This window comes from Nocardiopsis endophytica, assembly GCF_027706725.1.
Taxonomy (GTDB): domain Bacteria; phylum Actinomycetota; class Actinomycetes; order Streptosporangiales; family Streptosporangiaceae; genus Nocardiopsis_A; species Nocardiopsis_A endophytica.
Map to the genome: position 1 here is coordinate 1 of NZ_JAQFWQ010000081.1, position 16,114 is coordinate 16,114.

A 16,114-nucleotide genomic window follows, 5' to 3' on the forward strand; every position below is an offset into this window, starting at 1 on the left:
CGGGAGAAACGACGCTTCCGGGCCGGTTTTGGGGGCGCTTTTCCCGAGATCAACGGCGCAGGGCCGGCGGGGCGCCTCCCGTGAAGGCACACCCTCGGAAGACGGTGCGCGGACCTCTCTGCGGCGGACGGCCCCGGCCGAGAGGCGGGGCGCCGGGCGGACTCCCGAGGAGCCGGCCAGGTCAGGGGCCGACCGAGCCCCCGACCGCCCGCCGGACGGCTGCGGCCGCGCGGATGTCACCGCTCTGTGCCGCGTGGCCCGGGAGGGTCCCGGAGGGCGGGCAGTGTGCGGCCGAGGGCTCAGTGCCGGTCCGCGCCGGTGATGCGCCGCGCCGTCTCGACGAAGCCCGGCAGCGCCGGGTGGGCCGCGTCGCGGCGCCACACCAGGTGCACCTGGACGGCGGGGGCGTCCTCCAGCGGCACGTACACCACCTCGGCGTGCCGCCGCGTCATCGCCACCGACCCCAGGGTCACCCCGATGCCCGCGCCCGCCGCGATCAGGTCGATCCATTCGTCGACGTTGGCCGTGTCCCCGACCACGCGGGGGCGCGGCCCCTCGCCCCACATCCCGGGGCCGGTGGTGCCGGTGACCGTGTTGACGAGGAGGCCCTCCCCCGCCAGGTCGGCCAGGGCGAGCGCCTCCGCCCCCGCCAGCCTGTGCCCGGCGGGCAGCGCCGCCCACCGCTCCTCGCGGTGCAGCCGCGCCCCGGCGTACCCGCGCTCGGGCGGTGCCCCGCGCACCACGCACGCGTCCACCTCCCCGGCCTCCAGGCGCTCCATCGCGTCGTCGCGGCGGACCAGCTCGAGCGGGTGGTCCGGGTGCCCCTGCCGCCAGGCCCGCAGCAGCGGGCTGGTGAAGGGGCCGAAGGCGCCCCAGGCGTGCCCGACCCGCAGCGGGCGCCCGGCCGGTGCCCGGACCGCCTCCTCGAACGCGTCCAGGGCGCGCTGGGCCCGGTCCCGGAACGCCTCCCCCTCGGCGGTCGCCTCGACGCCCCGGGGTGAGCGGCGCAGCAGGGCGGCGCCCACGTGCTGCTCCAGGTCGGCCAGGGTGCGCGAGAGGGCGGGCTGGGTGATGTGCAGGCGCCGGGCGGCCCGGGTGATGCTGCGCTCCTCCACGGCCGCCAGGAACGCCCGCAGGTGGCGGATCTCGACCCCCATGCCCGCAGAGCATACCCCCATCGGGAAACGGCATTTCCCGGCGCCTCCGATGAATGGCTAGAAAAGGAATCCGGGATGCGTTCCGGAGCGCCCGGGGCCCGGACGCCTCCTTTTCCGTTTCCCCGGCCCCTACCGGATCGGAGTCCCCCATGGCCGCCTCCGCAGTGTCCGTGCGGGCGGCCGCCGCGGCGGCCCCCGCCGTGTTCGTGCTGCTGTGGGCGAGCGGGCCGCTGGCCGTTCAGGCCGGGCTGCCGCACACGACCGTCCCCGCGTTCCTGTTCCTTCGGGCGGCGGGCGCCGCCGCGCTCTCGTGGGGCGTCTGGGCGCTGGTCCGCGACCCCCTGCCCGCAGGGGGTCGCCCCTGGCTGCGGCTGGGGGCGGTCGCCCTGCTCATGCAGGTCGTCTACCAGGGGTTCTTCTTCCTGGCGCTGGCGGCCGACTCGCCCGCGGCCACGGTGATCGTGATCGTCGCCCTGCAGCCGGTGCTGACCGCCGCCGTCGCCGCGTGGACCTCCGGAGGGCGCGGCGCGGCGCTGTGGGCCGGGCTGGCCCTGGGGGTGGCCGGGGCGGCGCTGACGGCCGGGGCGGGGCTGGGCGAGCTGTCCGGCGGCGACGGCGGTGCGCTGGGCCTGGCCTGCGCGTTCGCCGCGCTCTTGGGCATCACCGCCGGGACCCTGGTGCAGGGGCGCGCGTCGGGGACCGGGCTGTGGGCGTCGCTGGCACTGCAGAGCACGCTCAGCGCGGCCGTGTTCGCGGTGGTCGCCCTGGCGGGCGGCCGGATGCGGTTCGACTGGGAGCCGGGCCTGCTGGTCGGCGCCGGGTGGATGGCGGCGGTGGTCTCGGTGGGGGCCACGGCGCTGCTGTACGCGATGGTGGCGCGCGGCGAGGCGACCGGGGTGACCGCGCTCTTCTTCTGCGTGCCGCCGGTGACGGCCCTGCTGGAGTGGGCGGTGCACGGCCGCGTGCCGGGCCCGGTGGAGGCGGCGGGGATGGTGTGCGCGGCCGCGGCGATCGCCGCCGTGCGGCGCGCGCCGGTGGGCCGCCCGGCCGGCGGGGCACGGCCGGGGGCGGACCGGAAGGCCGACGGCGCCGGCGCCCCCGAACGGCGGAATGCGCACCCCGCCCGCCGGTGGTGACGCAATTCTCCATTGTTCTCCGCCGTCCGGCGCCTTTTCCGCTTGCCGCCGCCGCGGCGATGTCGTATATCTCTTGGCAGGGACCCGGCGATCGGGCCCGCGGACGAGGGAGCCGTACCCGCTCGACGACAAGACGGCCATGGAATGAGGTCGGAATTTCATGGCGTGGTTCGTCCTGGTCGCCTCCGGGGTCCTGGAGGCCGTGTGGGCCTCGGCCCTGTCGGCCTCCGAGGGTTTCCGCCGACGGCGCCCCACGGTCCTGTTCTTCATCGCACTCGCCCTGAGCATGGGCGGGCTGGCCTGGGCCATGACGTCCCTGCCGACCGGGACCGCCTACGCGGTGTGGGTGGGCATCGGCGCCACCCTGACGGTGGTGTGGGGCTTCGCCACCCGGCAGGACCGGGCCTCGGCGTCCAAGATCCTGCTGCTGGTGCTGCTGGTCGGCTCCATCATCGGCCTGAAGGCGGTGAGCTGAGCATGCGCATGCCGTGGATGGTCCTTCTGGTCAGCGCGGTGTTCGAGGCCGTGTGGGCCACCGCGATGGGCATGTCGGACGGGTTCAGCGAGCCGGTCCCGACCGCGGTGTTCGCGGTCGCGCTGGCGGTGAGCATGGTGGGCCTGGGCTGGGCGGTCAAGCACATCCCGATCGGGACCGGGTACGCGGTCTGGGTCGGCCTCGGCGCGGCGCTGACGGTGGTGTACGCGATGGCCACCGGGGCCGAGCCGGTGTCGGCGGCCAAGGCCGTTTTCATCGGCGGCATCATCCTGGCCGTGGTGGGCCTGAAACTGGTCCCGGGCGAAAAGGCCCCCGATGAGGGCGCCCGGTGGAGCGTCGACGCCTGACGCCGCGACCGGGAACGCCCTCCGGGGTACCGGCACCCGTTTACCCTGTGGGTCATGCCGGATCAGCATCGCATGCGCGACGGGCGCGTTCCCGAGTGCGGGATCGACCCGTTCTCGCTCTTCCTGTTCCACGCGGACCCCGACCCCCGCTACGTCCTCGAGCTCGGCCAGGACGCGGTGGGGGCGGTGAAGGGAGTTTTCGTCGCGCAGGGGCAGGCGGGAGGGGCGGGTGACTGGAATGTCGTCGCCGCTCTCGCGGCCCAGGCGGAGGCACCGGACATCGCCGACCTGCTGAACTCGGTCCGTCTCGAATTCGAGTCGGGGCAATTCCACCAAGCGGACGGCACGCGGGACGACTATTTCGCCGTGACGGCGGACGAGGCGGATGTGGGCGCACTGCGCAGGCTCGGAATGGTGCTGGCCGGCCTGTACCGCGATTCCGAACGCCTCGGTGGCCTGATCAGGGAGGCCGATCCGGACCTCTTCGAGCTCTCTTGAACGCCGGTGGGTACGACGGAGGGATCCTCGCCGGTGCTGTGACCGCTCGGGTTCACCGCGGCCGTTGAAGAGCCGGTGCAAGAGGCGTCCGCTCCGGCGGACCCCCGGGGATGAGAAAACCCCGGAATTCCGGAAGACTTCCCCTCCGCCGCCCCCGACGTCCGCGGAGGAATTCCATGACGCCCTATCTCGGCTCCGGCCCCTATTGCTATGCCAGCTCGATCGGAATGGTCCTCGGTGAGCGCGCGCCCGCGGGCCACGTCATCGAGACGCTCACCGGCTCCCCTTTCGGAGTGCAGCTCATCGAAGGGCGCCGGCCCTTTTTCGACCCCCTCGGCTGGGACCCGGAGGCCGGTGTGGCGGCGGCGCTCGGCCTGCTCGGCGTCTCCTACGAGCGCACGGGCGGGGGAACACCCGAAGAGGCGTTGGCGCGGCTGCGCGCCGCCTGCGCGCGCGGGCCCGTCATCGCCGGTCCCCTCGACATGGGCCTGCTGACCCACCACCCAGGCGAGCGCGGCCCCGACGGCGGCGACCACTATGTCGTCGTGCTGTCGGCCGACGACGGCACAGTCGTCTTGCACGACCCGCACGGCTTCCCCTATGCCGCGCTGCCCGCCCCCGACTTCGTCCGCGCCTGGCGGGCCGATGCCGTCGAGTACGCCGACACTCCCTTCACCATGCGCTCCGACTTCGCGTCCACCGGCCCCGTCTCGGCCGGGGAGGCGCTCGTGCGCAGCCTGCCCCGAGCCCTGGAATGGCTCGACGCGCGGGGAGAAGGCGCCGCGCCGGTGGGGTCTCTCGGCGGCGCCGGGGCGGTCGAGGCGCTGGCGGCCCTGGTGCGCTCGGGACTCGCCCCGGACACACGGGTGCTGCTGGAGGTGTTCGGTGTGCGCGTCGGCGCGCGCCGCCTGTCCGACGCCGCGCGGTGCCTGGCCGAGGTGGGGCTCGACGCCCCCGCCGCCGTGGCCGCCGAACAGGCGCGGCTGCTCGGCGCCGTCCAGTACCCCCTCTCCCGGGGGGACGACCCCGGCCTGGAGGCCGCGCTGCGCCGCCTCGCCCCGACCTACCCGCGCCTGCGCGACGCCCTCGCCCAGGCCTTGCACGGCCTCCCGGCCCGCCGATAGGTCCGCCCGCCCCCGCGTGCGGGGGCGGGCGCCGTCATCAGCCTCCGGCCAGGTCCCTGCGCCCGTAGCCGTAGGCCGCCAGCCCCGCCAGGGCCGCCGCCGCGGCGACGGTGGCCGCGACCGGCCCCGCTGAGAACGGCTCCACCGGCATCCGCGCGATGTGGTCGAGCGGTGACAGGTCCATCAGCCACTGCGGCCAGCCCAGGCTCGGCGCGAAGAACCGGACCACCCCTCCGTACAGCACCACGGCCCAGACCGCGGGCAGCGCCCGGGGCGCGAAGCCGTGCAGCAGCGCGGCCACCGACAGAACCAGCAGCACCTCCGGGATGCGCACCACCGCGGCGGCGAAGACCGGCCCCAGTGCCGAGGCGTCGCCGGTCGACCACGCCGCACCTGCGGCCATCGCCGCGCCCACCGCCACCGCCATGGCGGTCCCCGCCGCGGCGGTCACCGCCAGCCACGCCCGGAGCCACGCGCTCCGCGCCGTGGGGCCCGCCAGCGGCAGCGCGGTGCGTCCGCGCACCTCGTCGGTGCGCAGCGAGACCACGGCCAGCACCGCGTACACGCACACCAGCAGCCCCATCGCGACCGCCATCAGGCTCAGGTAGCCCGCCTGCACGTTCCCGCCGGTGCCGAAGAACGCGTCCGCGGCATCGGCCCCGGCCAGCGCCCCCGTCAGGGACCCGTAGACGAACGCGGCCACCGTGAGCACGCCGCCCCACCACAGGATCGAGGTGCGCTGCAGCCGGAACGCCAGCGCCAGGGGCGAGCGCAGCCACGGCGCCGCCCCTCCCCGGCCCGAGCGCTCGGCCAGCAGCCCCGACCCCAGGTCGCGCCGCTCGGACAGCGCGTACCCCCCGGCCGCGAGCGCCGCGGCGAGCGCGACCGACAGCCCCAGGGGCCACCACCGCTCGTCAGCCAGCACCCGGGTGTACTGGGCCCAGGCCAGGGGGGAGAGCCAGGTCAGAGCGCTGCCGCCGTCCTGTTGCAGGGCGCCGATCCCGCGCACGGCCCAGGCCGCGAGCAGCGCCGCGCCCGCGATGCCCGCGGCCGCGCGGGACAAGGCGGCCAGTTGCGCGGTCAGCGCGGTCGCCCCCGCGAAGACCAGGCCGGTCGTACCGACCGCCGCCCCGAACAGCAGGGCCGACCCGGCCGGGTACCCGGCGGCGCCCAGGAAGGCGGCCAGGAGCCCGGCGAGAACGGCGTCGGCCGCCGCGGCCAGTAGCAGCGCGGCGCTGAGCGGCGCCTGCCGCCCCACGGGCGCGGCCCGCACGAGCTCCGCGCGGCCCGTCTGCTCCTCGGCGCGGGTGTGCCGCGCGACGGCCAGGATGTTCATCAGCCCGGCCGCGAGCAGGAACTCCAGGAAGTAGGAGGAGACCATGGCCCGCTCGACGGTCGCCTGGCCCAGGCCGAACGCCGGCCCGGTGAACAGCGCGACCATGGGCGTGTCCATCAGTCGCACGTACTCGGCCAGGGCCCGCGGGTCGGGGTTGGCGACCTGCATGACGGTGTGCCCGTAGGGCGCGAAGGCGGAGATGCCCAGCAGCCACAGCGGCAGGCGGATCCGGTCGCGCCGGAGCGCCGCCCGCAGCAGGCTCCCGGTGCCCGCCAGGGTCCGCTCGCGCAGCCGGGCGCCGGTGCCCGGCAGCGGCGGGGCGGCGGCCGGGGCACTCATCGGGCCGCCTCCTGGCCGCCGTAGTGGCGCAGCATGAGCTCCTCCAGCGTCGGCGGGTGGCTGATCAGCGACAGGATCCCGAAGCCGGAGAGGTGGGCGATGGCCGCCCCCAGGTGGTCGCCTTCGGCGCTGAAGCGCGTCCGGCCGCCGTCCGTGCGCACGTCGTGCACCCCCGGCAGGTCCTCCAGGCCGGTGGCGGGCCGCGCGGTGGCGGCCTCCACCGAGGTGCGGGTGAGGTGCCGCAGCTGCTCCAGCGTCCCGGCCTCGACGATCCGGCCCTGCTTGATGATGCTGACCCGGTCGGCGAGCCGCTCGACCTGGGCGAGGATGTGGCTGGACAGCAGCACCGTGCGCCCCTGGGCCTTGAGCTCGCCCACGGCCTGTTGGAACTCGGCCTCCATCAGGGGGTCGAGCCCGCTGGTGGGCTCGTCCAGCACGAGCAGTTCGGCGTCCGAGGCCAGGGCGGCGACCAGGGCGACCTTTTGCCGGTTGCCCTTGGAGTAGGCGCGGCCCCTCTTTCGGGTGTCCAGCTGGAAGCGCTCGACGAGGGACCTGCGGCGGGCCGGGTCCAGGCCGCCGCGCAGCCGGCCGAGGAGGTCGATGGCCTCTCCGCCGGTGAGCGAGGGCCACAGCTCCACGTCGCCGGGCACGTAGGCGAGGCGGCGGTGCAGCTCGACCGCCTGTGTCCAGGGGTCGCCGCCGAGCAGGCGCGCGCTTCCGGCGTCGGCCCGGACGAGTCCGAGGAGGATGCGCACGGTGGTGGACTTCCCCGCGCCGTTCGGGCCCAGGAAGCCGTGCACCTCCCCGGAGCGGATGGTCAGGTCCAGCCCGTCGAGGGCACGGGTGCGCCCGTAGGTCTTGACGAGCCCGGAGGTGGTGATGGCGGCGGTCATGAGCGGCTCCGGTAGCCGGTCTGGCGGAGGACGTCCAGGAGGAGCCGTTCGATCTCCTCGGCGGGCGCCGGTCCGGGGTGGGTGGTGAGGTGGTCGGCCACGGCGCCGGTGAGGATCCGCTGGACGACCTGCAGGTCGGTGCCCTCGGGGAAGGCCCCGCGGGCGTGGTCGCGCTCCAGGGCGGCGCGGACCCAGGCGTCGCGCCGCTCGACGTTGGCGCTCATGTAGGCCCGGCCGAGCTCGGGGTGGTCGTACACCGCGGTCATCAGGCGCAGGGTCAGCAGCCTGAGCCGGGGGTCGGCCAGGGCCTGGGCCCAGTAGGACAGGAGCTGCTCGGCGCCGTCGCACTCGGGCAGGTCGGCGGGGTCGCCCTGGGCGCGGGTGATGGCGGCGACCAGCATGCGCGTCTTGTCGGGGTGGCGCCGGTACACGGTGGCGCGGGTGACCCCGGCCCGCTTGGCCACCTGCTCGACGCTGGTGCCGTCGACGCCGTGTTCGATGAGCAGGTCCAGGGCGGCGTCCAGGATGGCGGCGTCGGCCTCGGAGCTGCGGGGGCGGCCGGGCCGGGGGGCGTCGCTCATCGCGGCGCGCCGGGGGTGCGGAGGGACGGCATGGGGCCTCCTGGGGAGTCGGCATCGTCGGATTTCAATACAGTACAGTACTGTATTGAAATAAGCGTGCGGGTGCGAGCACGGCCGCCTGGCGGGCGGCGACGAGGAGGGGTGGGCGGCCCATACGGCAGCGCTGTCGGGCGAGGCGCGTGTGCGCGGTCGCCGTGTCGGGCGGTGGGCCCCTCGCGGTCCGGGCGGGCGGCTGAGCCGGTACCCCGCCCACGGCCCCCGGCCGAGCGGCGGGCCGACAGAGTACAGCGTTGAGGGCGGCGTCGCGGCGACGACGGGGGTCAGCGGCTTTTCCGGCAGCACCGTCGGCCGCCGGGCGTGTGCGTGGTCCCCCGTCCGGCCCTGCGCACGGCTTCTCCCGGATGGACGGGTCGGCACGAAGGCGGAGGTGGGGTGTGGTGGAAGGAAGGGCGCCCGGAGCGGTGCCCGCACCGGCGGCGGCAGCCGGGGTGCTCCTCTCCGCAGGGCCGGCCCCGGCCCAGGGGGAGCCCGATTTCCAGGCCCCGTTCGCGTGCGGGCAGACGTGGACCTCCTCGCACCACGGCCAGGAGGCCGGGCGCGGGCAGGGGGCGCGGACGGGCCGGGGTCAGGCGTACAGCACCGGGTCCACCCACACCGCATGGCCTTCGAGGCAGTCGTTGTCGGCCATCGACAGCTCGAGCCGCAGCACGTCCTCGACGTCCACGCTCAGCTCCTCCTCCTCGCCGAGGGCCAGCATGGTGTGCGCCAACCGCTCGCCGTCGCCGATGACCTCGAAGGTGACACTCCCGTCGGAGGCGCCGACCCCGTCAGCGAGCCCGACGGTGGTCTCCAGCCGTTTCCAGTCGCGGCCGATGTCGTAGGCGATCACCTCACCTACACCGCAGAGCTCGACCATCATGGATCCGTCGCGGCGCTCGCCGTTCATCATGGGCTTGCCCCACTCAACGGCGGCGTTGCCGTCGACGGGTTCGAGGCCGTTCAGCGGCTCGTCGTCCATGCGCTCGCCGGGCGGACCGCCGGGGCCTTCCTCGGGGTCCTCTCCCTCCGCCGTACCGGAGTGCCCCGGCGCGGTCGGGGTGGCGGTCACGGTGTGCTCGGCGGTCACTGTCACCTCCGGGCGGGGAGCGTCGGCGTTCGGGGGCTTCCAGTCCCGCCACACGAAATAGACCGTCGTCCCGGTGACCAGTGTCCCGATGACGACTCCCGCGAGCGCTGTGAGCAGTGCGGTGGGAACGGTGACGTTCTTGGACAGAGGCACGGCGGGGACCCCTCTGGCGCATGGCTTTCAGGCGGTAGGGGCACAGGCTAGCCCGGCCGTCCCCTCCGTGTTCACCGATCAGTCCGGAATCCCGCGGACGAGGGGAAGAGTCGAAAGGGGCGCGCCGCCTGCTCCCCGCCTGCCCTGGCCGTCAGGCCCGGCCCGCCGCCTCCTCCGACTCCTTCTCGCCGGAGCGTTCGGCGATGGCCGCGTTCACGGCCTCCGGCGCCAGGACGTGGTCCAGCACCATCGCCGCCCCGCCGCGCAGCCCGGCCTCGCCGCCCGAGCGGTTCGGCACGACCCGCAGCTGCCGGCTCGCCAGCGCCGTGGCCCGGCGGAACACCGCCTCGCGCACCCCGGCCGCCAGCGGGTCGAAGGCGGTGCCCAGGTGCCCGCCCAGAACGATGACCTCCGGGTTGAGCAGGTTCACCGCCCCGGCCAGCACCTCGCCGACGCGCCGCCCGGCCTCGCGCACCAGGGCCACCGCGTCGGCGTCGCCGTCGGAGGCGAGCGCCGCCAGCCCCTGCACGCCCGCCGCCTCGCGGCCCCCGGCGGCGAAGCGCGCCAGCAGCGCCGGGCCTCCGGCGACCGCCTCCAGGCAGTCGGTGTTGCCGCAGCGGCAGGCGGTCCCGCCCCCGTCGGGGACGGGGATGTGCCCGATCTCCCCGGCGGCCCCCAGGGTGCCGCGCACCAGCGCGCCGCCGGAGATGATCCCGGCCCCCACCCCGGTGGAGACTTTCACGAAGACCAGGTCGTCGGCGTCGGGGTAGTCGGCGGTGTGCGACCCCAGGGCCATCACGTTCACGTCGTTGTCCAGCAGCACCGGCACCGGGAAGCGCTCGGCGACCAGCGGGGCGATGTCCACGCCGCCCCAGCCGGGCAGCACCGGCGGCTCCTCGGCCCGGCCCAGGGCGAAGCGCACCGTGCCGGGCAGGCCGATGCCGACCCCGCGCGCCTCGTGCGGGTCGCGCCCGCACTCGGCCAGGAGGCGCTCCCAGGTGCCCAGCAGCCACGGCAGGGCGGTGTCGGGCCCCTGGACGACCTCGGGCGCGCCCTCGGTGCGGGCCAGCACCCGCCCGGCCAGGTCGCACACGGCCGCCTGGCTGCGCGAGATGCCCAGGGCGGCGCTGAGCACGACGCCGCCGTCGGCGTCGAAGGCCAGCCGCCCGGGCGGGCGGCCGCCGCTGGAGGGGCCGTGGTCGCCCTCGGTGACCAGCCCCAGGTCCATCAGCTCGGCGACGCGGGAGGCGACCGAGGGCCGGGAGAGCCGGGTGACCCGCGCGATCTCGGCGCGGGTGGCGGCCTCGCCGGTGCGGATCAGCCGCAGCACGTGGCCGGCGGTGGCGGCGGTCGCGGGCGGGCCGTGGCGTCGGGGCATGCCGCAATTCAACCACGCGGTGGCCGCTCGAGCCGCCGAACCGGCGTACTTCTGTCAAAAAATCTTCAGAAGGATGACTTGTGGTGTGACCTAAGTTGCCGCTAGGTTTCAACCCGTCTGTCCGAAGTCCTGCTGAAAGGGACACCATGCCCGCCTCTGCCCCGGCCACCCCGCCCCCGGGGGCGGCGCGCTCCGCCGCGCCCACCGACCTCGTCGTCTTCGGCGGCACCGGCGACCTGGCGATGCGCAAGCTGCTGCCGGCCCTGCTGCTGTGCGAGAAGGACGGGCGCCTGGCGCCCACCACCCGCATCGTCGCCGTCTCCCGCGACGGCATCGGGGACGCCGACTACCGGGGCAAGGCCGAGGCGGCCGTGGCGGACAACCCCTCGGTGCTGCGGGCCGGGGCGGTGCCCGCCCCCGTGCTGCGGCGCTTCCTGGAGCGCCTGCACCACGTGCCGCTCGACCTGGACGAGCCCGGCGACGGGTGGGACCGGCTGCGCGCCCTGCTGGACGCGGCCCCCGGCGGGGACGCCGGGCGCGGCCGCGTCTACTACCTGGCCATGCCCCCCATGCTCTTCGGGCGCATCTGCGCCGACCTGGAGGCCAACGGCCTGGCCGGCGGCGAGTCGCGCGTGGTGCTGGAGAAGCCGCTGGGCCGCGACCTGGAGTCGGCCCGCGAGATCAACGACGCCGTCGGCGCGGTCTTCAGCGAGCGCCGCACCTTCCGCATCGACCACTACCTGGGCAAGGAGACCGTCCAGAACCTGCTGGCGCTGCGCTTCGCCAACATGTTCCTGGAGCCGGTCTGGAACAGCCGGTGGATCGACCACGTGCAGATCACCGCCGCCGAGACCGTGGGCGTGGGCACCCGCCACGGCTACTACGACCGCTCCGGGGCCATGCGCGACATGGTCCAGAACCACCTGCTCCAGCTGCTGTGCCTGATCGCCATGGAGCCGCCCTCCAGCTTCGACCGGGAGGCCGTGCGCGACGAGAAGGTCAAGGTGCTCCAGTCGCTGGCCCCGCTGGCCGGGGAGGAGGCCCTGCGCCACACCGCCCGCGGCCAGTACTCCGCCGGGTCGCAGGGCGGACGCGAGGTGCCCGGATACACCGGCGAGCCCGGGGCCGACGGCGCCAGCTCCACCGAGACGTTCGTGGCGCTGGAGGCCGCCGTGGCCAACTGGCGCTGGGCCGGGGTCCCCTTCTACCTGCGCACCGGCAAGCGCATGGCCCGGCGCTACTCCGAGATCGTGGTGCAGTTCCGCGGCGTTCCGCACCCGATCTTCCCCGGGCAGGGCGCGGCCCCCTCGCCCAACCGGCTGGTCATCCGCCTGCAGCCGGAGGAGACCATCCGCCTGCACATGCTCGCCAAGGAGCCCGGCGCCGGGGAGCTGCGGCTGCGCCCGGCCCCGCTGGAGCTGAGCCTGTCCGACAGCTTCGCGGTGCGCTCCCCCGACGCCTACGAGCGCCTGCTCATGGACGTCATGAACGGCGACCCCACCCTGTTCATGCGCCGCGACGAGGTCGAGGCGGCCTGGCGCTGGGTGGACCCGGTGATCGGCGCCTGGCAGGGCACCGACCCCGAGCCCTACGCCCCCGGGGGCACCGGCCCCCAGGGCGCCCACGACCTCCTCGCCCGCTCCGGCCGGGCCTGGCACGAAGGGGAAATGACCCGATGACCGTCCATCCGCGCATCCACGACGTCACCGAGCGCCTGCGCGAGCGCAGCGCCGAGACCCGCACCGCCTACCTGGAGCGGATCCGCGCCGCCGCCGACGCCGGCCCCGCGCGCGGCGCCCTGGGCTGCACCAACCTGGCGCACGGCTTCGCCGCCTGCCCCGCCGGGGACAAGCTGGAGCTCAGCCGCACCGTCCCCGAGGGCGCCAAGCCCAACATCGCCATCGTCTCCTCCTACAACGACATGCTCTCGGCCCACCAGCCGCTGCGGGACTACCCCGAGCTGCTCAAGGAGGCCGTGCGCGGGGCCGGGGGCGTGGCCCAGTTCGCCGGCGGCGTCCCGGCCATGTGCGACGGCATCACCCAGGGCCGCCCCGGCATGGAGCTGTCGCTGTTCAGCCGCGACGTCATCGCCATGGCCACCGGGGTGGCGCTGTCCCACGAGATGTTCGACGGCGCCCTCATGCTGGGCGTGTGCGACAAGATCGTGCCCGGCCTGCTCATCGGCGCGCTGAGCTTCGGCCACCTGCCGGTGGCGTTCGTGCCCGCCGGGCCGATGGCCTCCGGGGTCGCCAACGCCGAGAAGGCCCGCATCCGCCAGCTGCACGCCGAGGGCAAGGTGGGCCGCGAGGAGCTGCTCAAGGCCGAGTCGCGGGCCTACCACTCCCCCGGCACCTGCACCTTCTACGGCACGGCCAACTCCAACCAGATGCTCATGGAGGTCATGGGCCTGCACCTGCCCGGTGCCAGCTTCGAGCAGCCCGGCACCGACCTGCGCCGCGCCCTGACCGAGGAGGCCGGGCGCCGCGTCGTGGGCCTGACCCGCCTGGCCGGGCACTACACCCCGGTCGGCGAGATGATCGACGAGCGCGCCATCGTCAACGCGGTGGCCGCGCTGCTGGCCACCGGCGGCTCCACCAACCACACGCTGCACCTGGTGGCCGTCGCCGAGGCCGCGGGCATCCACCTGACCTGGGACGACTTCGCCGCCCTGTCGGAGGTCGTGCCGCTGCTGGCGCGCATGTACCCCAACGGGTCGGCCGACGTGAACCGGTTCCACGAGGTTGGCGGCATGCCCTTCCTCATCGGCCAGATGCTCGACGCCGGGCTGCTGCACGCGGATGTGGGCACCGTCGCCGGGCCCGGGCTGGACCGCTACCGCACCCGCCCCGAGCTGGTCGACGGCGCCCTGTCCTGGGAGGGGATCCCCGCCGAGAGCGGCGACACCGACGTGCTGCGCCCGGCCAAGGACCCCTTCGCCGCCGACGGCGGGCTGCGCATGCTCGACGGCAACCTGGGCCGGTCGGTGGTCAAGGTGTCCGCGGTGGCCCCCGAGCGGCGCGTCGTCGAGGCCCCGGCCCGCGTGTTCGACTCCCAGGCCGCCCTGCAGCAGGCCTTCGCCGACGGCGAGCTGGACGGCGACGTCGTCGCGGTCGTGCGCTTCCAGGGGCCGCGCGCCAACGGCATGCCCGAGCTGCACAAGCTCACCCCCGCCCTGGGGGTGCTGCAGGACCGCGGCCACAAGGTCGCCCTGGTCACCGACGGGCGCATGTCCGGGGCCTCGGGCAAGGTGCCCGCGGCCATCCACGTCTCCCCCGAGGCCGCCGCCGGGGGCCCGATCGCGCGTGTCCGCGACGGCGACACCGTCCGCCTCGACGCCGAATCCGGCACACTGGAGGTGCTCGCCGCCGACCTGGAGCAGCGCGCGCCCGCGGCGCCCACGGTGGACTCCTCGGTCGGCACCGGACGCGAGCTGTTCGCGGCCTTCCGCGCGTCGGTCGGCCCGGCCGAGCGCGGCGCAAGCGTCTTTGGAGGAGACCGGTGACACGTGTGCAGTCCGCCCCCACCGCCGAACGGCCCTGGCTGGTCGGCGACATCGGAGGGACCAACGCCCGGTTCGGTCTGGTGCAGGCCCCAGGGGGGCGGCCGGTGCGCGTGGGCAAGGTGCCCAGCGCACTGCACGACGGGCTGGCCTCGGCCGCCCGGGCCTATCTGGACGGGCTCGCCGAGCCGGTGCGCCCCTCGGCGGCGTGCGTGGCGGTGGCCGGGCCCGTGCTGGAGGACCGCATCCGGCTGACCAACGTCGGCTGGGACTTCTCGGTGGAGCAGACCCGCACCGGCATGGGCATGGACCACCTGGAGGTGGTCAACGACTTCGCCGCGCTGGCCCAGTCGCTGCCGGTGCTGGGCGAGGACGACCTGCTGCCGCTGGGCGGCCCGGCCACCGACCCGGCCGAGCCGATGGCGGTGCTCGGCCCGGGCACCGGCCTGGGCGTGGCGGGCCTGGTGCCGCTCCCGGCGGGCGGGTGGCTGCCCCTGCCGGGCGAGGGCGGCCACGTCGACGCCCCGGCGGTGGAGGACATCGAGGCCGAGGTGGTGCGGGTGATCACCGCCGAGCGCGGCAGGGTGAGCGCCGAGGCGCTGCTCAGCGGCCCCGGGCTGCCCCGGCTGTACCGGGCGCTGGCGCAGGTGCGCGGCGAGACGGCGCGGCAGCTGTCCCCGCAGGAGATCACCGCGGCCGGGGTGCACCCCGAGGGGGCCGAGCCGCTGTGCCGGGAGACCCTGGAGGTGTTCGGCGCCCTGCTCGGCGGCTTCGCCGGGAACGTGGCCCTGACCATCGGCGCCACCGGCGGGGTGTTCCTCGGCGGCGGCGTGCTGCCCCGCATCCCCGAGGTCCTGCGCAACGGCCGGTTCCGGCTGCGCTTCGAGGCCAAGGGGCGGATGACCGACTACCTGAAGAACATCGCCACCGTGCTGATCACCGCCGAGAACCCGGCGCTGCTGGGCGCGGCCGCGCGACTGGACCACCGACTGGAGCGCTTGTGAAACCCCAGACCAGCCACGACCTGTTCACCCTCGCCCCGGTCGTTCCGGTGGTGGTGCTCGACGACGCCGACACGGCGGTGCCGCTGGCCCGCGCGCTGGTGCGCGGCGGCCTGCCGGCCATCGAGGTGACGCTGCGCACCGAGGCCGGGCTCGCGGCCATCGAGCGCATCGCCGCCGAGGTGCCCGAGGCCGTGGTGGGCGCGGGCACGGTGACCACGCCCGAGCAGGCGGCCGCGGCGGCCAAGGCGGGCTCGGCCTTCCTGGTCAGCCCGGGCTGCACGGACCGGCTGCGCGCCGCCATGGCCGACACCGGCGTGCCGTTCCTGCCGGGGGTGGCCACCGCCTCGGAGGCGATGGCGCTGCTGGAGCAGGGCGTGGACGCGCTGAAGTTCTTCCCGGCCGAGGCGGCCGGGGGGCGGGCCTACCTGAAGTCGCTGGCGGGGCCGCTGCCGCAGGTGCGGTTCTGCCCGACCGGCGGCGTGACCCCGGCGAGCGCGCCGGAGTACCTGGCCCTGCCGAACGTGGGCTGCGTGGGCGGCACCTGGCTGACCCCGCGCGAGGCGGTGGAGACAGGCGACTGGGACCGCATCGAGACCCTGGCCCGAGAGGCCGCCGCCCTGCGCCCGTAGGGGCGCGCCCCGAGAACGCGTGAGTACGGCCCACCGGGAATCACCGGTGGGCCGTCCCTATGCCCGCGCCCGCACGGCGACGACGCGGATGTGGTCGACGTAGAACGTCACGACTGCTTCGGTGCGCTGAGTGAGCAGAACCCCGTGGTACGGGATCGGGCCGACGCCTCCAGGCATGTACGGGTCGACCTCCAGCGTGGGGTCGAGTGAGTCGGCCAAGCGGAGCAACGCCTCGCGGGCCTCGTCCCGGGGCTTGGCGGGAGGCGTCCGGATCTGACTACGCGCCAGTGGCTCCGGGGGGATCGGGTACACCGCCGGCGTCCTCTCCGCCCCCGTCGCCGAACAGGGTGCGCCACTGGCGGCGGAAGTCGTGCGTATCGGACGCCGTGATGGTCACACTTCCTTCCGGAGGTGGAGC

General features: G+C 75.3%; 16 protein-coding genes and 1 riboswitch. Of the genes, 9 read left to right on the forward strand and 7 right to left on the reverse strand.

Translation table 11 applies throughout. The annotated features are described in order from the left end of the window. Positions 1–299: 299 nt before the first annotated feature. On the reverse strand, positions 300–1,157 hold the full coding sequence (locus O4J56_RS22885; RefSeq protein WP_270688538.1) for a LysR family transcriptional regulator: 858 nt from the start codon (positions 1,155–1,157) through the stop codon (positions 300–302). A gap of 149 nt (positions 1,158–1,306) precedes the next feature. Between O4J56_RS22885 and O4J56_RS22890 the strand changes: the two genes are divergently transcribed. The 5 genes from O4J56_RS22890 to O4J56_RS22910 all read left to right on the forward strand — a co-directional run bounded on the left by O4J56_RS22890 (position 1,307) and on the right by O4J56_RS22910 (position 4,758). Continuing rightward, positions 1,307–2,293, forward strand: coding sequence for a DMT family transporter (locus O4J56_RS22890; protein WP_270688539.1), 987 nt, complete (start codon positions 1,307–1,309; stop codon positions 2,291–2,293). A gap of 78 nt (positions 2,294–2,371) precedes the next feature. Beyond that, positions 2,372–2,435: riboswitch (guanidine-III (ykkC-III) riboswitch) on the forward strand. 18 nt (positions 2,436–2,453) lie between these two features. Next, positions 2,454–2,768, forward strand: coding sequence for a DMT family transporter (locus O4J56_RS22895; RefSeq protein ID WP_270688540.1), 315 nt, complete (start codon positions 2,454–2,456; stop codon positions 2,766–2,768). A 2-nt stretch (positions 2,769–2,770) separates the two neighbouring features. Then, a complete protein-coding gene (locus tag O4J56_RS22900; protein WP_270688541.1) occupies positions 2,771–3,136 on the forward strand; it encodes a DMT family transporter in 366 nt (121 codons plus the stop codon). Positions 3,137–3,190: 54 nt separating this feature from the next. Continuing rightward, on the forward strand, positions 3,191–3,634 hold the full coding sequence (locus O4J56_RS22905) for an Imm51 family immunity protein (RefSeq protein ID WP_270688542.1): 444 nt from the start codon (positions 3,191–3,193) through the stop codon (positions 3,632–3,634). 176 nt (positions 3,635–3,810) lie between these two features. Further along, positions 3,811–4,758 (forward strand): hypothetical protein, encoded by a 948-nt coding sequence (locus tag O4J56_RS22910; protein ID WP_270688544.1) that lies wholly within the window; start codon positions 3,811–3,813, stop codon positions 4,756–4,758. A gap of 37 nt (positions 4,759–4,795) precedes the next feature. Here O4J56_RS22910 and O4J56_RS22915 read toward each other — a convergent pair whose 3' ends face one another. From O4J56_RS22915 to O4J56_RS22935, 5 genes are all read right to left on the reverse strand, one after another. After that, positions 4,796–6,433: an ABC transporter permease gene (locus O4J56_RS22915; protein ID WP_270688546.1), complete on the reverse strand. Its 1,638-nt coding sequence runs from the start codon at positions 6,431–6,433 to the stop codon at positions 4,796–4,798. Next, entirely contained in the window at positions 6,430–7,326 is an 897-nt protein-coding gene (locus O4J56_RS22920; protein WP_270688548.1) for an ABC transporter ATP-binding protein, read from the reverse strand. The genes O4J56_RS22915 and O4J56_RS22920 overlap by 4 nt, the downstream gene beginning before the upstream one ends. Then, on the reverse strand, positions 7,323–7,907 hold the full coding sequence (locus tag O4J56_RS22925) for a TetR/AcrR family transcriptional regulator (protein WP_270688550.1): 585 nt from the start codon (positions 7,905–7,907) through the stop codon (positions 7,323–7,325). The genes O4J56_RS22920 and O4J56_RS22925 overlap by 4 nt, the downstream gene beginning before the upstream one ends. A 625-nt stretch (positions 7,908–8,532) precedes the next feature. Next, a complete protein-coding gene (locus tag O4J56_RS22930) occupies positions 8,533–9,186 on the reverse strand; it encodes an NPCBM/NEW2 domain-containing protein (protein WP_270688552.1) in 654 nt (217 codons plus the stop codon). Positions 9,187–9,337: 151 nt separating this feature from the next. Then, positions 9,338–10,564 (reverse strand): ROK family transcriptional regulator, encoded by a 1,227-nt coding sequence (locus O4J56_RS22935; RefSeq protein WP_270688554.1) that lies wholly within the window; start codon positions 10,562–10,564, stop codon positions 9,338–9,340. A gap of 146 nt (positions 10,565–10,710) precedes the next feature. On the opposite strand from O4J56_RS22935, the gene zwf reads away from it, so the two are divergent. The 4 genes from zwf to eda are packed head-to-tail and all read left to right on the forward strand — an operon-like array spanning position 10,711 to position 15,696. After that, positions 10,711–12,243: a glucose-6-phosphate dehydrogenase gene (zwf, locus tag O4J56_RS22940; protein WP_270688555.1), complete on the forward strand. Its 1,533-nt coding sequence runs from the start codon at positions 10,711–10,713 to the stop codon at positions 12,241–12,243. Next, positions 12,240–14,066 carry a phosphogluconate dehydratase gene (gene edd / locus O4J56_RS22945; RefSeq protein ID WP_270688556.1) on the forward strand — a complete coding sequence of 609 codons (1,827 nt, stop codon included), beginning with the start codon at positions 12,240–12,242 and terminating at the stop codon, positions 14,064–14,066. The genes zwf and edd overlap by 4 nt, the downstream gene beginning before the upstream one ends. A gap of 5 nt (positions 14,067–14,071) precedes the next feature. Beyond that, positions 14,072–15,067 carry a glucokinase gene (glk, locus tag O4J56_RS22950; RefSeq protein WP_270688585.1) on the forward strand — a complete coding sequence of 332 codons (996 nt, stop codon included), beginning with the start codon at positions 14,072–14,074 and terminating at the stop codon, positions 15,065–15,067. Further along, positions 15,064–15,696: a bifunctional 4-hydroxy-2-oxoglutarate aldolase/2-dehydro-3-deoxy-phosphogluconate aldolase gene (gene eda / locus O4J56_RS22955; protein WP_270688557.1), complete on the forward strand. Its 633-nt coding sequence runs from the start codon at positions 15,064–15,066 to the stop codon at positions 15,694–15,696. The genes glk and eda overlap by 4 nt, the downstream gene beginning before the upstream one ends. A gap of 57 nt (positions 15,697–15,753) precedes the next feature. Here eda and O4J56_RS22960 read toward each other — a convergent pair whose 3' ends face one another. Beyond that, positions 15,754–15,915 carry a hypothetical protein gene (locus O4J56_RS22960; RefSeq protein ID WP_270688559.1) on the reverse strand — a complete coding sequence of 54 codons (162 nt, stop codon included), beginning with the start codon at positions 15,913–15,915 and terminating at the stop codon, positions 15,754–15,756. Between the last annotated feature and the right edge of the window lie 199 nt (positions 15,916–16,114).

What these genes read in the sequence shown, in the direction of transcription:
- O4J56_RS22885 (WP_270688538.1), bottom strand. Translation starts at nt 1,157, where the DNA reads ATGGGGGTCGAGATCCGCCACCTGCGGGCGTTCCTGGCGGCCGTGGAG.
- O4J56_RS22890 (WP_270688539.1), top strand. Translation starts at nt 1,307, where the DNA reads ATGGCCGCCTCCGCAGTGTCCGTGCGGGCGGCCGCCGCGGCGGCCCCC.
- O4J56_RS22895 (WP_270688540.1), top strand. Translation starts at nt 2,454, where the DNA reads ATGGCGTGGTTCGTCCTGGTCGCCTCCGGGGTCCTGGAGGCCGTGTGG.
- O4J56_RS22900 (WP_270688541.1), top strand. Translation starts at nt 2,771, where the DNA reads ATGCGCATGCCGTGGATGGTCCTTCTGGTCAGCGCGGTGTTCGAGGCC.
- O4J56_RS22905 (WP_270688542.1), top strand. Translation starts at nt 3,191, where the DNA reads ATGCCGGATCAGCATCGCATGCGCGACGGGCGCGTTCCCGAGTGCGGG.
- O4J56_RS22910 (WP_270688544.1), top strand. Translation starts at nt 3,811, where the DNA reads ATGACGCCCTATCTCGGCTCCGGCCCCTATTGCTATGCCAGCTCGATC.
- O4J56_RS22915 (WP_270688546.1), bottom strand. Translation starts at nt 6,433, where the DNA reads ATGAGTGCCCCGGCCGCCGCCCCGCCGCTGCCGGGCACCGGCGCCCGG.
- O4J56_RS22920 (WP_270688548.1), bottom strand. Translation starts at nt 7,326, where the DNA reads ATGACCGCCGCCATCACCACCTCCGGGCTCGTCAAGACCTACGGGCGC.
- O4J56_RS22925 (WP_270688550.1), bottom strand. Translation starts at nt 7,907, where the DNA reads ATGAGCGACGCCCCCCGGCCCGGCCGCCCCCGCAGCTCCGAGGCCGAC.
- O4J56_RS22935 (WP_270688554.1), bottom strand. Translation starts at nt 10,564, where the DNA reads ATGCCCCGACGCCACGGCCCGCCCGCGACCGCCGCCACCGCCGGCCAC.
- zwf (WP_270688555.1), top strand. Translation starts at nt 10,711, where the DNA reads ATGCCCGCCTCTGCCCCGGCCACCCCGCCCCCGGGGGCGGCGCGCTCC.
- edd (WP_270688556.1), top strand. Translation starts at nt 12,240, where the DNA reads ATGACCGTCCATCCGCGCATCCACGACGTCACCGAGCGCCTGCGCGAG.